The organism is Natrialba sp. SSL1 (genome assembly GCF_001861355.1).
Classification (GTDB): domain Archaea; phylum Halobacteriota; class Halobacteria; order Halobacteriales; family Natrialbaceae; genus Natrialba.
In genome coordinates this window covers 440480-455572 of record NZ_MASN01000030.1, presented here as the reverse complement: position 1 = coordinate 455572, position 15093 = coordinate 440480, and the positions used below count along the sequence as shown (strand labels likewise).

At 62.7% G+C, this 15093-nt stretch carries 12 protein-coding genes; 10 read left to right on the top strand and 2 right to left on the bottom strand.

Going from position 1 to position 15093, the window contains the following annotated elements:
* Positions 1-372 precede the first annotated feature (372 nt).
* The 9 genes from BBD46_RS10250 (at position 373) to BBD46_RS10210 (ending at position 11238) form a co-directional block, all read left to right on the top strand.
* Positions 373-600: a DNA-directed RNA polymerase subunit H gene (locus BBD46_RS10250; RefSeq protein WP_004267310.1), complete on the top strand. Its 228-nt coding sequence runs from the start codon at positions 373-375 to the stop codon at positions 598-600.
* On the top strand, positions 601-2181 hold the full coding sequence (locus tag BBD46_RS10245; RefSeq protein ID WP_071401592.1) for a DNA-directed RNA polymerase subunit B'': 1581 nt from the start codon (positions 601-603) through the stop codon (positions 2179-2181).
* A gap of 6 nt (positions 2182-2187) precedes the next feature.
* Positions 2188-4017 (top strand): DNA-directed RNA polymerase subunit B, encoded by a 1830-nt coding sequence (gene rpoB / locus BBD46_RS10240; RefSeq protein WP_071401591.1) that lies wholly within the window; start codon positions 2188-2190, stop codon positions 4015-4017.
* A gap of 7 nt (positions 4018-4024) precedes the next feature.
* Positions 4025-6955 carry a DNA-directed RNA polymerase subunit A' gene (locus BBD46_RS10235; RefSeq protein WP_071401590.1) on the top strand — a complete coding sequence of 977 codons (2931 nt, stop codon included), beginning with the start codon at positions 4025-4027 and terminating at the stop codon, positions 6953-6955.
* Positions 6948-8147, top strand: a complete 1200-nt coding sequence (gene rpoA2 / locus BBD46_RS10230) for a DNA-directed RNA polymerase subunit A'' (protein ID WP_071401589.1) — start codon at positions 6948-6950, stop codon at positions 8145-8147. Before BBD46_RS10235 ends, rpoA2 begins: the two co-directional genes overlap by 8 nt.
* A gap of 3 nt (positions 8148-8150) precedes the next feature.
* Complete coding sequence (locus BBD46_RS10225) at positions 8151-8645, top strand: NusA-like transcription termination signal-binding factor (protein WP_071401588.1); 495 nt, start codon at positions 8151-8153, stop codon at positions 8643-8645.
* Positions 8646-8743: 98 nt separating this feature from the next.
* On the top strand, positions 8744-9940 hold the full coding sequence (locus tag BBD46_RS10220; RefSeq protein ID WP_071401587.1) for a lactate 2-monooxygenase: 1197 nt from the start codon (positions 8744-8746) through the stop codon (positions 9938-9940).
* A 258-nt stretch (positions 9941-10198) separates the two neighbouring features.
* Complete coding sequence (locus BBD46_RS10215) at positions 10199-10627, top strand: 30S ribosomal protein S12 (protein WP_004267302.1); 429 nt, start codon at positions 10199-10201, stop codon at positions 10625-10627.
* 2 nt (positions 10628-10629) lie between these two features.
* Positions 10630-11238: a 30S ribosomal protein S7 gene (locus tag BBD46_RS10210; protein WP_071401586.1), complete on the top strand. Its 609-nt coding sequence runs from the start codon at positions 10630-10632 to the stop codon at positions 11236-11238.
* Positions 11239-11407: 169 nt separating this feature from the next.
* Here the strand turns inward: BBD46_RS10210 and BBD46_RS10205 are convergent, their stop codons facing one another.
* Positions 11408-12169: a DUF5781 family protein gene (locus tag BBD46_RS10205; RefSeq protein WP_071401585.1), complete on the bottom strand. Its 762-nt coding sequence runs from the start codon at positions 12167-12169 to the stop codon at positions 11408-11410.
* Positions 12170-12384: 215 nt separating this feature from the next.
* Here BBD46_RS10205 and BBD46_RS10200 point away from each other — a divergent pair, with 215 nt between their 5' ends.
* A complete protein-coding gene (locus tag BBD46_RS10200) occupies positions 12385-14571 on the top strand; it encodes an elongation factor EF-2 (protein WP_071401584.1) in 2187 nt (728 codons plus the stop codon).
* Between the two features lie 170 nt (positions 14572-14741).
* Here the strand turns inward: BBD46_RS10200 and BBD46_RS10195 are convergent, their stop codons facing one another.
* Entirely contained in the window at positions 14742-15092 is a 351-nt protein-coding gene (locus BBD46_RS10195) for a HalOD1 output domain-containing protein (RefSeq protein WP_071401583.1), read from the bottom strand.
* Position 15093 lies beyond the last annotated feature (1 nt).

Below are 15093 nucleotides of genomic sequence, written 5' to 3'. Positions count from 1 at the left end.
GTCACGACCGTGACAGGGTCGTATGATGGGCCACTACACCACCCGGGCTTGCAATGCTTCGTTTCCCGGTGAGAGTATTAAGGCTTTCCAATTGGGGGCGCTGTGGTACGGGGAATCGCCACACAACCCCGCCTCATTCTGCCAAATCGTGGTGATGATTGACACGACCCACAAGGGATTTAACTGAGAATCGGCTACTCATACTCGTGATCGTTCACACCGGTCAGGCCCGCCCGGCCGGATAGCGACGCTTCTGAGCCGAGTTAGTAACCGTTAAATGCCTGCCGCCGCTACCTCGCTGTAGTATCTCGTGACAGCCGCTTCTCTCCCAATAGCGCACACGCACATCACTGACCCCAACCAGACCAATACATGGTAGACGTAAGCCAACACGAACTCGTGCCGGACCACTCCGTCCTCGAGGAGGACGCACTCGAGGAGGTGCTCGACGAGTACGACATCGACCGTACCGATCTGCCAAAAATCAAACGCAACGACCCCGCGCTGCCGGACGATGCGGCGGTCGGCGACGTCATCAAAATCGTCCGAAACTCACGTACAACCGATCAGGCGGTCGTATACCGACTTGTGGTGGAATAAATGGCAATGGAACTCGACCGAGACAAACGACGGGACATTTCGCGCGAATACTTCTCGAGAGAACGGCTCGCAGAACATCACTACCGCTCCTTCAACGCTTTCCTCAACCGGGGGATGCAGGAGGTCGTCGACGAGAAGGCGACCATCGATACGGATATCGGTGACAAGGAAGGCGAGGAGCCAGTTCACGTCGAACTGGGCGACGTTCGCGTCGTCACGCCCCGCGTTCGCGAGGCAGACGGCTCCGAGGAACTGCTCTATCCGCAGGAGGCCCGACTCCGGAATATCACCTACTCTGCGCCGGTTTTCATGGAGATGTCCATCGTCAAGGGCGAGGAGGGCGACGAACGCGTCGTCGACTCGACCGAGACGAAGATCGGCCGGATGCCGATTATGGTCGGCTCGGACAAGTGTAACATCGCCGGCTTCTCGGACGAAGAGCTGATCGAGATCGGTGAGGACCCCGCCGACCCCGGTGGCTACTTCATCGTCAACGGCTCCGAGCGCGTGCTGATGACCAGCGAGGACCTCGCACCGAACAAGATCCTCGCGGAGTACGACACCAAGTACGGCGACGAGATTCAGGTCGCAAAGACCTTCTCCCAGCGCCGTGGCTACCGCGCGCTCGTCCTCTGTGAGCGCACTCGCAACGGACTGCTCGAGGTCTCTTTCCCCTCGGTTTCCGGCTCGATCAACTTCGTGACGCTCGTGCGCGCACTCGGCCTCGAATCGGACGAGGAGATCGTCCACAAGGTCTCGAACGACCCAGAGGTCGTCAAGTATATGCTCGAAAATCTGGAGGAAGCGGAGGTCCAGACCGAGGAAGAGGCCATCGAGGCACTCGGGAAGCGCGTCGCCTCGGGCCAGGGCAAGAACTACCAGCTCAAGCGAGCCAACTACGTCATCGACCGCTACCTCCTGCCGCATCTCCACGAGGAGGGCGTCGAGGAGGAGGACGTTCGGATCAACAAGGCCCACTATCTCTGTCGGATGGCCGAAGCCTGTTTCGAACTCGCGCTGGGACGGCGTGACTCCGACGACAAGGACCACTACGCCAACAAGCGCCTCAAGGTGTCGGGCGACCTGATGAAGGACCTGTTCCGGACAGCGCTCAACAAGCTGGCACGTGACGTGAAGTACCAGCTCGAACGCGCGAACATGCGTAACCGGAACCTTTCGGTCTCAACTGTCGTTCGCTCCGACGTGCTGACCGAACGACTCGAGCACCCGATCGCGACGGGCAACTGGGTCGGTGGCCGCTCTGGTGTCTCTCAGCTGGTCGACCGCACCAATTTCATGGGCGTTCTCTCTCACCTTCGCCGACTGCGCAGCCCACTCTCGCGCAGCCAGCCCCACTTCGAAGCACGGGACCTGCACGCGACACAGTGGGGTCGAATCGGGCCGTCGGAAACGCCCGAGGGACCAAACTGTGGCCTCGTGAAGAACTTCGCGCAGGCGATGGAGCTCTCCCAGAACATCGAAGATGAACAGGCGCTCAAGCGGGAACTGGCCTCGATGGGGGTCGAGGGCATTCCCGGACTCGAGGGCATCGAACGATCGACATCCACTGCAGACGACTGATCTACAATGAGCAGCCAACAACGAGAAGCCAAAGTCTACGTCAACGGGTCGCTGGTGGGAACACACCCCGATCCACACGAGCTAGCCGAACAGATCCGCGAAGCGCGACGCATCGGTGACGTCAGCGAGATGGTCAACGTCTCCGTCAAAGAGCGCACCCGTGAAGTCATCGTCAACGCCGACGCGGGCCGCGCTCGCCGCCCGCTGCTCGTCGTCGAGGACGGCGAACCCCGCATCTCCCAGCAGGAAATCGAGGCGCTTCGCGACGGTGATCTCGAGTTCGAGGATCTCGTCGACCACGGCTACGTCGAGTTCATCGACGCCGAAGAGGAAGAGGACATCTACGTCGCCGTCGAGGAGGACGATCTGAACGAGGATCACACGCACCTCGAGATCGACCCGCAGCTGATCTTCTCGATCGGCTCGGGGATGATTCCGTACCCGGAACACAACGCGTCGCCGCGGATTACGATGGGTGCAGGGATGATCAAGCAGTCGCTGGGGCTGCCGTCGGCCAACTACCGAATCCGGCCGGACACGCGCCAGCACCTGCTGCACTACCCGCAGCTCTCGATGGTCAAGACCCAGACGACGGAGCAGATCGGCTACGACGACCGTCCTGCGGCACAGAACTTCGTCGTCGCCGTGATGAGCTACGAGGGGTTCAACATCGAGGACGCACTCGTCATGAACAAGGCCTCGGTCGAACGCGCGCTCGCTCGCTCGCACTTCTTCCGCACCTACGAGGGCGAGGAGCGACGGTATCCGGGCGGTCAGGAGGATCGCTTCGAGATTCCATCCCAGGACGTCCGCGGCGCGCGCGGTGAGGAAGCCTACGCGCACCTGGACGAGGACGGCCTCGTCAACCCCGAGACGGAGGTCGACGAAAACTCCGTCCTGCTCGGTAAGACGAGTCCACCGCGATTCTTAGAGGAACCGGACGACATGGGTGGCCTTTCGCCACAGAAGCGCCGCGAAACCTCCGTCACGATGCGCTCGGGAGAGAGCGGCGTCGTCGACACGATCACGCTCATGGAGGGCGAGGACGGCTCGAAGCTCTCGAAGGTCTCCGTGCGCGACGAACGGATTCCTGAACTCGGTGACAAGTTCGCGTCCCGGCACGGACAGAAGGGTGTTCTTGGCCACCTCGCACCGCAGGAGGACATGCCGTTCACCGAGAACGGCGTCGTCCCTGACCTCGTGCTCAACCCACACGCGCTGCCATCGCGCATGACTGTCGGCCACATTCTCGAGATGATCGGCGGCAAGCTCGGTGCGATGGAAGGCCGTCGCGTCGACGGGACGCCGTTCCTCGGCGAGGACGAGTCCGCACTCCGTGACGGCCTCGAGGAGGCCGGCTTCGACTCCGCAGGTAAGGAGACGATGTACTCCGGCGTCACGGGAGAGAAAATTGAAGCCGAGATCTTCGTCGGGATCATTTTCTACCAGAAGCTCTACCACATGGTCTCGAACAAGCTGCACGCCCGTTCGCGCGGGCCGGTGCAGGTTCTCACCCGCCAGCCGACGGAGGGTCGCGCCCGCGAGGGTGGTCTCCGTATCGGGGAGATGGAGCGCGACGTCTTCATCGGTCACGGTGCTGCGATGACGCTCAAGGAACGACTGCTCGACGAGTCCGACCGCGAGTTCATCAACGTCTGTGGCCAGTGTGGGATGAGCGCCGTCGAGAACGTCGAACAACGGCGTGTCTACTGTCCGAACTGCGAGGAGGAGACCGACATCCACGAGATCGAGATGAGCTACGCGTTCAAGCTCCTGCTCGACGAGATGAAGGCACTGGGTATCGCGCCGCGACTGGAACTGGCAGACGCCGTCTAAGATCACAATGCGAAACAGTACACCAAAAGACATCGGATCAATCAACTTCGGGCTCATGGAGCCCGAAGAGTACCGGGAGATGAGCGCGACGAAGATCATCACCGCCGACACCTACGACGACGACGGCTTCCCCATCGACATGGGGCTGATGGACCCGCGTCTCGGCGTGATCGACCCCGGACTCGAGTGCAAGACCTGCGGGAAGCATTCGGGATCCTGTAACGGCCACTTTGGCCACATCGAACTCGCCGCGCCCGTCATCCACGTCGGCTTTACGAAGCTCATTCGCCGACTGCTGCGTGGCACCTGTCGTGAGTGTTCGCGACTGCTGTTGGTCGAGGACGAGCGCGAGGAGTTCCAGGATCAGATCGAGGAGTCCCGAAAGCTCGGTCGCGACCTGAACGACGTGACGAAGGCGGCAATTCGGCAGGCACGGAAGAAGGACCGCTGTCCGTTCTGTGGCGAGGTGCAGTACGACATCGACCACGAGAAGCCGACGACCTACTACGAGGTCCAGCAGGTCCTCACCAGCGAGTACTCCCAGCGCATCGCCGGCGCGATGCAGGGCGACGAGGAAGCCGGCATCGAACGGACCTCGCCGGACGAACTCGCCGCGGAGACGGAGATCGACCTCACCCGGATCAACGAGATCCTCTCGGGGTCGTTCCGTCCGCGCGAGAGTCAGCGCGAGGCCATCGAGAAGGCACTCGACATCGACCTCACCGAGGAGGACACGAACAAGCTGATGCCAAGCGACATCCGGGACTGGTTCGAGAACATTCCGGACGAGGACATCGAAGTGCTCGGCATCGACGCCGACCGCTCGCGGCCGGAGTGGATGATCCTCACCGTCCTTCCGGTCCCGCCGGTCACCGCGCGGCCGTCGATTACGCTCGACAACGGCCAGCGCTCCGAGGACGACCTCACCCACAAACTGGTCGACATTATCCGGATCAACCAGCGGTTCATGGAGAACCGTGAGGCCGGTGCCCCACAGCTGATTATCGAGGACCTCTGGGAACTGCTGCAGTACCACGTCACCACGTTCATGGACAACGAAATCTCGGGGACGCCGCCGGCGCGACACCGCTCCGGTCGGCCGCTCAAGACGCTCTCCCAGCGCCTGAAGGGCAAGGAGGGTCGCTTCCGTGGCTCGCTGTCCGGGAAACGTGTGAACTTCTCGGCTCGTACCGTCATCTCGCCGGACCCGACCCTCTCGCTGAACGAGGTCGGTGTGCCAGACCGCGTCGCAAAGGAGATGACCCAGACGATGAACGTCACCGATCGAAACGTCGAGGAGGCTCGACGCTACGTCTCGAACGGTCCGGAGGGCCATCCCGGCGCGAACTACGTCCGCCGGCCCGACGGCCGTCGGCTGAAGGTGACCGAGAAGAACTGTGAAGCACTCGCCGAGAAGGTCGAGGCAGGTTGGGAGGTCAACCGGCACATGGTCGACGGCGACATCGTCATCTTCAATCGCCAGCCGTCGCTCCACCGGATGTCGATCATGGCCCACGAGGTCGTGGTCATGCCGTACAAGACGTTCCGCCTGAACACCGTCGTCTGTCCGCCGTACAACGCCGACTTCGACGGCGACGAGATGAACATGCACGCGCTGCAGAACGAGGAGGCCCGCGCCGAAGCGCGCGTCCTCATGCGCGTCCAGGAGCAGATCCTCTCCCCGCGCTTCGGTGAGAACATCATCGGCGCGATTCAGGACCACATCAGCGGGATGTACCTCCTGACCCACGACAACCCGCGCTTCAACGAGACGCAGGCGCTCGACCTGCTCCGTGCGACCCGGATCGACGAACTGCCGGAACCGAGCGGCATCGACGACGAGGGCGAGCCGTTCTGGACCGGGTACGACGTCTTCTCCGAACTCCTGCCAGACGACCTCAACCTCGAGTTCACGGGTACCGTCGGCGAGCCTGTCGTCATTGAAGACGGCCAGCTCATCGAGGGCACCATCGCCGAGGACGAAGTCGGCGAGTTCGGCGGCGAGATCGTCGACACCATCACGAAGATCTACGGCAACACCCGCTCGCGGATCTTCATCAACGAGGTCTCGACGCTCGCGATGCGCGCCATCATGCACTTCGGGTTCTCGATCGGGATCGACGACGAAACCATCCCGGGCGAAGCGCAGTCTCGCATCGACGAGACGATCGAGGACGCGAACGACCGCGTCGAGGAACTCATCGAAGCCTACGAGAACAACGAACTCGAGTCCCTCCCGGGCCGGACGCTCGACGAGACACTCGAGATGAAGATTATGCAGACGCTCTCGCGTGCGCGTGACAACGCCGGTAACATCGCGGACGAGCACTTCGACGACGAGAACCCGGCGGTCGTCATGGCCAACTCCGGTGCGCGTGGGTCGATGCTCAACCTGACGCAGATGGCCGGTGCAGTCGGTCAACAGGCAGTTCGGGGCGAGCGAATCAACCGCGGCTACGAGGACCGGACGCTCAGCCACTACAAGCCGAACGACCTCTCGGCTGAGGCCCACGGCTTCGTCGAGAACTCCTACACGTCGGGACTGACCCCGCGGGAGTTCTTCTTCCACGCGATGGGTGGCCGTGAGGGGCTGGTCGACACGGCAGTCCGGACCTCGAAGTCCGGTTACCTGCAGCGTCGCTTGATCAACGCGCTCTCGGAACTCGAAGCGCAGTACGACGGCACCGTCCGGGACACCTCGGACACGATCGTCCAGTTCGAGTTCGGCGAGGACGGCACCTCGCCGGTGAAGGTCTCCTCGGGTGACGACAACGACATCGACGTCGAGCAGATCGCAGACCGCGTGCTCGACTCGGAGTTCGCCTCCGAGGCTGAGAAAGAAGAGTTCCTCGGTACGAAACGACAGCCGACGAACCTCTCCGAGCACGCCGATACTCGCTTTGTCGAGGAGACGGAGGAGGTGACCTCCGATGACTGAGGTCGACTACGCCGTCGATGACGACATGATCGCCGTCGTCGAGGACAGCGACCTGCCGCGTCGACTCAAGGACAACGTCTACGAGACGCTCGAGGACCGCGGGGATGCGACCGTCGAGGACGCAGACGAACTCGCGAAGGCAGTCGAAGCCCGCTACGTCGACACGCGTGTCGAACCGCTCGACCCCGTCGGCACCGTCTCGGCGCAGTCGATCGGTGAGCCGGGGACGCAGCTGACGATGAACACGTTCCACTACGCGGGGGTCGCAGAAATCGACGTGACCCAGGGGCTGCCGCGGCTGATCGAACTCGTCGACGCCCGAAAAACTCCGGACACACCGATGATGACGGTCTATCTCGAGGACGAGTACGCGACCGAGCGCGAACGCGCCCACGAGGTCGTCTGGAACATCGAGGCGACGAAGATCCTCGCGCTGGGTGACGTCTCGACGAACGTTGCGGATATGCGCGTCCAGATTTCGCTCAACCAGGATACGCTCGAAGAGCGTATGATCACGCCCGAGGAGGTCGCCGAGATCATCGAGGACAACCTCGGCGTGAGCACGGTCCAGCAGGGAACTGACATCCAGTTCGGGCCTGAGGAGCCGTCCTACCGGGACCTGCTCCAACTCGTCGAGGAGCTTCGCGAGATCACGTTCAAGGGAATCGAGGAGGTCTCTCGCGTCGTTATCCGCCGAGAGGAGATGGACGACGGCGACGAGCAGTTCGTCCTCTACACCGAGGGATCGGCGTTCGGCGACGTCCTCGAGATCGAGGGCGTCGACGCCTCCCGGACGACGTGTAACAACATCCACGAGATCCACCGTAACCTCGGGATCGAGGCCGCACGCGAGGCCATCATCGAGGAGACGAACAACACGCTCGCAGAGCAGGGGCTCGACGACGTGAACGTGCGCCACCTGATGCTGGTCTCGGACATGATGACCAACCGCGGCGAGATCGAGTCGATCGGTCGCCACGGTATTTCGGGGTCGAAGGACTCGGTCCTCGCACGCGCAGCGTTCGAGGTGACGGTTAACCACCTGCTGAACGCGGCGATCCACGGCGAGATCGACGAACTCGACGGCGTCACGGAGAACGTCATCGTCGGGAAACCGATCAAGCTCGGGACCGGAGACGTCGACCTCCGGATGGGGTCGACCAGCCCCGAAAGCGGCGGCCAGGCAGACTAATCGATGGCGGTTACCCTCGACGACGACGCGCGTCAGTACCTCGCGACGTTCGAGGAGGTGACGGGCGCGGATGGGACCGATTGCATCCTCGACGGCGGCTGGACTGACGCCGCCGACGAGGGCGAGGACGCCGGTGCCGGCAATGGCGGCTCCGCCGGTGAGAGCACTGCCGACCGGCTGATCATCGTCGTTGCAAGCGGCCAGATGGGCGAAGCGATCGGTCCCGAGGGACGGACGATCCAGCGCTTCGAAGATCGGGTCGACCTGTCGGTTCGACTCGTCGAGAACGCGGCCGACCCGGAGACGTTCGTCGCGAACACGCTCGCGCCCGCGGCGGTCTACAACGTGACGATCAGCGAGAACAACGACACCGTCGCGTACGTCGAGGTTGCAGACGCCGACCGCGGCATCGCGATCGGGACGAACGGCCGCACGATCGACGCCGCACGCCGACTCGCAGAGCGTCACTTCGACATCGACGATATCCAGCTAACCTAACCGCGCGTCAACACGCCGTGGGAGACCCACACCCTATACCCCACACGACGTGTGAGTCGGTGCCAAGCTATTTTCTGTCGCACTGTGAACGGGACTCCATGAGCGACGAGCAGACACCGTCGTACGGCCGCGAACGGCTGGTAGAAGTCTACACACAGGGGATGTTGGCCGACACCACTCCCTCGATACCACCGCGCTTCGAAGACCTCGAGGCCGCCGCTCGCGAGGCACTCGAGTCCGACGCCTACGCCTACGTCGCGGGGAGTGCGGGTGCAGAACGAACCGACCGGGAGAATCAGGCGGCGTTTTCGACGTGGCGAATCGTGCCTCGGATGCTCCAGGGTGTCGAAAATCGCGATCTCTCGGTGACGCTCTTCGGCGAGCGCTACCCCGCCCCGGTCGCGCTGGCACCCATTGGCGTGCAGTCGATCCTGCATGAGGACGGCGAACTGGGGTCGGCACGCGCCGCAGCCGATCTCGGACTGCCATTCGTTCAGAGTTCGGCGTCGACGGAGCCACTCGAGTCCGTTGCCGAGGCGAGCGATGAGGGGCCGGCGTGGTTTCAGCTCTACTGGAGTTCGAACCGCGACCTCACCCGGAGCTTCGTCGAGCGCGCTGAACAGGCAGGGTACGAAGCGCTCGTCGTCACCGTCGACACGCCGGTGATTAGCTGGCGCGAACGCGACATCGAACAGGCGTACCTGCCGTTCCTCGACGGCGAGGGCGTCGGGAACTACTTCACCGACCCCGTCTTTCGCGACCTGGTCGGCGCACCACCCGAAGAGAACCAGGACGCTGCAGTCATGCAGTTCGTCGACGTCTTCGGCGATGCCTCGCTCACGTGGACCGATCTCGAGTGGCTCCGCGGCGTAACCGACCTGCCGATTCTGGTCAAGGGGATCGTCCACCCCGACGACGCACGGTGTGCACTCGAGTCCGGTGCGGACGGCGTGATCGTCTCGACGCACGGTGGTCGGCAGGTGGACAACGCGCTGCCCGCGATCGAGGCGCTGCCGCGGGTGGTCGACCACCTCGAGAAGGAGGGGTACGGCGACGCGCCGGTATTGTTCGACAGCGGGATTCGCCGTGGTGCGGACGCCGTCGTGGCGCTGGCACTCGGTGCGGAGATGGTGTTGCTCGGTCGCCCGTACGTCTACGGGCTGGCGATCGACGGCGAGGACGGCGTTCGCGAGGTCTGCCGGAACTTCCTGGCGGATTTCGATCTGACGATGGGGCTGTCAGGGCAGGCCTCGGTTGCAGACCTCGATCGGTCGCTGTTGGTTGAGTCGCAGTGATCGGGGCTGACGCAGTTGGGTGCATCCGTGTTCGGTCACTGTTGGTGAAGCCGCAGTGACCGGCGCTGTCGCGATCGGGTACACCCGCGTTCGGAAACCTCTCGCCCGCCGAGCGTCGCTACGCCACGCTCTGGCCGTAACTCGAAATCGTAAAACGGCCTCAGATTCGGCGAGCGGGGTGCGTCGAGCGCTCTCGTGGCGTAACGCCGAATCCAAACAGGGACGCTTAAGTGGCTCCGACGGATAGCGACGGGTACTATGGCAAACGGCAAATACGCCGCGCGCAAGCTCAAGAAGGACCGCCAGAACCAGCGGTGGTCCGACTCTGACTACGCGCGCCGCGCTCGTGGCCTTCGCGAGAAGTCTGACCCACTCGAGGGAGCACCACAGGCACGCGGTATCGTCCTGGAGAAGGTCGGTATCGAAGCAAAGCAGCCAAACTCGGCGATCCGAAAGTGCGTCCGAGTGCAGCTGATCAAGAACGGAAAGCAGGTCACCGCGTTCTGTCCCGGTGACGGTGCAATTTCGTTCATCGACGAGCACGACGAAGTCACCATCGCCGGTATCGGTGGGGCGAAGGGTCGTGCAATGGGTGACCTCTCGGGTGTCAACTACAAGGTTGACAAGGTCAACGGCGTCGCGCTGAAAGAGCTCGTCCGCGGGAACGCGGAGAAACCGGTTCGATAATCATGGCTGCAGAAGACCAACCAGACCCGGACGCCCCAGCCGGCGGCGCAGACATCGGTGCACAGCTCTTTGGTACGTGGGAAATCGACGAGATCGCCTACGAGGACCCCTCGACCGAACGCTACATCTCCGTGACGCCGGTCGCACACACCGCCGGTCGCCACGCGAGCAAGCAGTTCCAGAAGTCCCAGATCTCGATCGTCGAGCGCTTCATCAACCGCTTGATGCAGACCGAGGACAACACGGGCAAGAAGCAGCAGACGCTCAACTTCGTCCGTGAGGCGTTCGAACTCATCCACGAGCGCACCGAGGAGAACCCGATTCAGATTCTCGTCACGGCTGTCGAGAACGCTGCTCCGCGTGAGGAGACCGTCCGCCTGAAGTACGGTGGCATCTCCGTTCCGAAGGCCGTCGACGTCGCGCCACAGCGTCGCGTCGACCAGGCCCTGAAGTTCCTCGCCGAAGGTGTCCACAACGACTCGTTCAAGTCGTCCACGTCGGTTCCGGAGGCCATCGCCTCCCAGCTTACCGGCGCGGCGAACTACGACGTCCAGACCTACGCAGTCAGTCAGAAAGAAGAAAAAGAGCGCGTCGCGGCGGCTGCCCGCTAACGTCGGTTTCGTTTCGTTCGACCCGGCCTACTCGAGTTCGGGCCGTCGACACCGACTCTCTTCTCTCGCGTTCGATACTCTTTATTCGAGAGCTGTCGCGACAGCGCCAGTAATCGATGTGAGCGTCGAACGTGCGGCGGAATCGGCGTGCAACCGCAGCCGTCCCGTTTCAGTCTGCGGCCGCCGAGTTCGAATCGACGTACGAGCGCGTAGCGTCGACGAGCACTTTCCGGTACGTGCTTGCATCGGTTTCACGGCCGAGATCACGGAAGCGGCGGCGAAACGCCATCGTATCGACGGCGGGTGCGTCCATCGCGGCCGCGTGTGCGAGGTCGTAGAGGCGATGGCTCTCGTCCGGGTTGACGAGCTCGTGTCGCTCTGCAAGCGCGAGCGCGAATGCGGCGTTGACGGCCGTAATGTCCGGATCAGCACTCGCAGAGAGTCGCTGGAGTCCCGGTCGCGATGGGGTGTCCGGTCGGTCCGCGACCGCCGTTGCGAGGCTGGACTCGAGAAAGGAGAGCAGTTTCTCGCCGGGGCCGACCGAGAGCGTGATGTCGTCGGCGTAGATGTCTTTCATGTGGTTCGCAATCTGGTAACAGTGTGAGAGCTTTCGGCGTTCGACTGATTTGCCGGCCAGCGCGAGGTAGAGGACTTCCTCGATGGACTGGGTGTGGGAGGGATGGTCCTCCTCGTATCTGGCCATGTGGGCGAACTCGTGGAGGGCGAGTTCGCGGGCCATCGCGCTGGAGGCGGCCTGTCGTGAGATGTTGAGGACGTGGCGGTCCTCGTAGTGGCCGGCCCAGGTTCGCTCGTCTGGATCATCGCGCAGGCGCACGTAGACCGGGAGGGAGAGATCGTGTTCGGTTTCGAAGAGGTCCCGGGCGCTGAGAAATGGGGAGGTCGGGCCCGGCCCCTGAATACGAATGTCCATGTGCAAGAATAGCAAGGGCTGTGGCGGTATGTCTCTTACGCCGGTTTCTGTTTCGTGTGAACTAGTCGGACGACCACTGTCACAGCCGCCTCGCTTAGTGCATGTTATTCACTCACGCAAAATGTACATTCACCGCTGCGGACGGGGATACGCGTCGGATTCTGCCGGCGACGAAACACTACCCTTTTGACCCCGCTAGCGGTAATGAGGGGTATATGGGCCGACGCAAGAAGATCGTCCAAGAGTGTGAACGGTTGATGGACGAACCGGAGAACATCCGGAACATCGCCATCGCCGCTCACGTCGACCACGGGAAAACGACCCTTTCTGACAACCTCCTCGCGGGTGCGGGCATGATCTCCGACGAGACTGCCGGCGAACAGCTCGCGATGGACACGGAAGAAGACGAACAGGAACGTGGGATCACCATCGACGCAGCGAACGTTTCGATGACCCACGAGTACGAGGATACTAACCACCTGATCAACCTGATCGACACGCCGGGCCACGTCGACTTCGGTGGCGACGTGACGCGTGCGATGCGTGCCGTCGACGGTGCGCTCGTCGTTGTCGACGCCGTCGAGGGTGCCATGCCGCAGACCGAAACGGTCCTGCGCCAGGCACTCCGCGAGGGCGTCAAGCCGACCCTGTTCATCAACAAGGTCGACCGCCTGATTTCGGAACTGCAGGAAGGTCCCGAGGAGATGCAGCAGCGTCTCGTCTCCGTCATCGGCGACGTCAACGAACTCATCCGCGGCATGACCGAGGACATGGACGACGTCGAGGACTGGACCGTCTCCGTCGAAGACGGCACCGTCGGCTTCGGATCCGCCCTCTACAAGTGGGGCGTCTCGATGCCGTCGATGCAGCGCACCGGTATGGACTTCGGCGACATCATGGAACTCGAGCGCAACGACGAGCGCCAGGAGCTCCACGACCGGACGCCGCTGTCGGACGTCGTGCTCGACATGGTCTGTGAGCACTTCCCGAACCCAGTCGACGCACAGCCACGTCGTGTCCCGCGCATCTGGCGCGGTGACGACGAGTCCGAACTCGCAGAGGGGATGCGCCTCGTCGACGAGTCCGGTGAGGTCGTCTTCATGGTCACCGACATCGGAATGGACCCACACGCAGGCGAAATCGCCTCCGGTCGTGTCTTCTCGGGCTCCCTCGAGAAGGGTCAGGAGCTGTACGTCTCCGGAACCGCGGGCAAGAACCGCGTCCAGTCCGTTGGTATCTACATGGGTGGCGAGCGCGAGGAAGTCGAGCGCGTCCCAGCAGGTAACATCGCAGCCGTCACCGGTCTGCGTGACGCCATCGCCGGCTCGACCGTCTCCTCGGTCGAGATGACGCCGTTCGAGTCCATCGAGCACATCTCCGAGCCCGTCATCACGAAGTCCGTCGAGGCCCAGAACATGGACGACCTGCCAAAGCTCATCGAGACGCTGCGCCAGGTCTCCAAGGAGGACCCGACGATCCAGATTACGATTAACGAGGACACCGGCGAGCACCTGATCTCCGGACAGGGTGAGCTCCACCTCGAAGTCATCACCCAGCGTATCGAGAAGAACCAGGGTATTCCGGTCATCACTGGTGAACCGATCGTTGTCTACCGCGAGCAGCCACAGCAGGCAAGCCCGGAAGTCGAGGGTATTTCGCCGAACCGTCACAACCGCTTCTACATCTCCATCGAACCGATGACGGACGATCTCGTCGAGGTCATCCAGCTCGGCGAGGCATCGATGGACATGCCGGAGCAGGAACGCCGTGAAGCCCTGCAGGACGCCGGCATGGAGAAGGATGCGTCCCAGAACGTCGAGCACATCCACGGGACAAACATCCTCATCGACGACACGAAGGGTATCCAGCATCTGAACGAGACGATGGAACTCGTCATCGAAGGATTCGAGGACGCCCTCGACAACGGCCCGCTCGCAAACGAGCCGGTCCAGGGGACGCTCATCCGTCTGCACGACGCCCGTCTCCACGAGGACACCATCCACCGTGGTCCGGCACAGGTTATCCCTGCAACCCGTAACGCGCTTCACAACGCGCTGATCCACGGCAAGATCAAGCTGCTCGAGCCGATGCAGGACGCCCGTATCGACGTGCCAAACGACCACATGGGTGCCGCATCCGGCGAGATCCAGGGTCGTCGTGGCCGCGTCGACGACATGTACCAGGAAGGTGACCTCATGGTCGTCGAGGGTATCGCACCCGTCGGCGAGATGATCGGATTCGCGAGCGACATTCGCTCCGCAACCGAGGGTCGTGCCTCCTGGAACACCGAGAACGCCGGCTTTGAAGTCATGTCCGACTCGCTTCAGCGTGAGAAGATCATGGAGATCCGCGAGCGAAAGGGCATGAAGCTCGAACTGCCGGAAGCGATCGACTACCTCTAGGACTGGGACCGAACTGGGACGTGTCACAGCGTCCGTGCTCCCTGTCGTTCATTTTTCGCACTACCGACCGAGACCACACCGAGACCACGGTGAGCCGCTGTGCTATCCAGCCCGTCGTTCCACGTCGACTGCGCTGCTGTGAAACTATCGGCTGTCTGTTCTACCGGCCGTCAGCCACTGTTTCCATCCCTCTCTTCGGTGTCGCTCTCTGTCGTCATTTGAACGTGAACCGCCGTTCGAGTAACGGTGACGGCGCAGTCGCTGTACGTAAACGAGAGTTCCGCTTGCACCGCATCGGGCGTCTTTTCGTACAGTTCGTCCAGTTGCGTCGGATCGATGACGGTGTACAGCGGTTCGAGATCCAGCACGGGTGTGTTCGTGAGCGCGGCCACACCGCGAACGACTGTTTCGCTCGGTGATCGGCCGTCGGTAATCTCGTACGTCGACTGTGTGGCTGCCGGTACCGGTTCTCCCTCACCGTCGTCACCATTGCCACCGTCGGAGCGGAGTTTGTCTGTCATC

What these genes read in the sequence shown, in the direction of transcription:
- BBD46_RS10205 (WP_071401585.1), bottom strand. Translation starts at nt 12,169, where the DNA reads ATGGACATTCGTATTCAGGGGCCGGGCCCGACCTCCCCATTTCTCAGC.
- BBD46_RS10220 (WP_071401587.1), top strand. Translation starts at nt 8,744, where the DNA reads ATGAGCGACGAGCAGACACCGTCGTACGGCCGCGAACGGCTGGTAGAA.
- BBD46_RS10195 (WP_071401583.1), bottom strand. Translation starts at nt 15,092, where the DNA reads ATGACAGACAAACTCCGCTCCGACGGTGGCAATGGTGACGACGGTGAG.
- BBD46_RS10235 (WP_071401590.1), top strand. Translation starts at nt 4,025, where the DNA reads ATGCGAAACAGTACACCAAAAGACATCGGATCAATCAACTTCGGGCTC.
- BBD46_RS10245 (WP_071401592.1), top strand. Translation starts at nt 601, where the DNA reads ATGGCAATGGAACTCGACCGAGACAAACGACGGGACATTTCGCGCGAA.
- rpoB (WP_071401591.1), top strand. Translation starts at nt 2,188, where the DNA reads ATGAGCAGCCAACAACGAGAAGCCAAAGTCTACGTCAACGGGTCGCTG.
- BBD46_RS10200 (WP_071401584.1), top strand. Translation starts at nt 12,385, where the DNA reads ATGGGCCGACGCAAGAAGATCGTCCAAGAGTGTGAACGGTTGATGGAC.
- rpoA2 (WP_071401589.1), top strand. Translation starts at nt 6,948, where the DNA reads ATGACTGAGGTCGACTACGCCGTCGATGACGACATGATCGCCGTCGTC.
- BBD46_RS10215 (WP_004267302.1), top strand. Translation starts at nt 10,199, where the DNA reads ATGGCAAACGGCAAATACGCCGCGCGCAAGCTCAAGAAGGACCGCCAG.
- BBD46_RS10225 (WP_071401588.1), top strand. Translation starts at nt 8,151, where the DNA reads ATGGCGGTTACCCTCGACGACGACGCGCGTCAGTACCTCGCGACGTTC.
- BBD46_RS10210 (WP_071401586.1), top strand. Translation starts at nt 10,630, where the DNA reads ATGGCTGCAGAAGACCAACCAGACCCGGACGCCCCAGCCGGCGGCGCA.
- BBD46_RS10250 (WP_004267310.1), top strand. Translation starts at nt 373, where the DNA reads ATGGTAGACGTAAGCCAACACGAACTCGTGCCGGACCACTCCGTCCTC.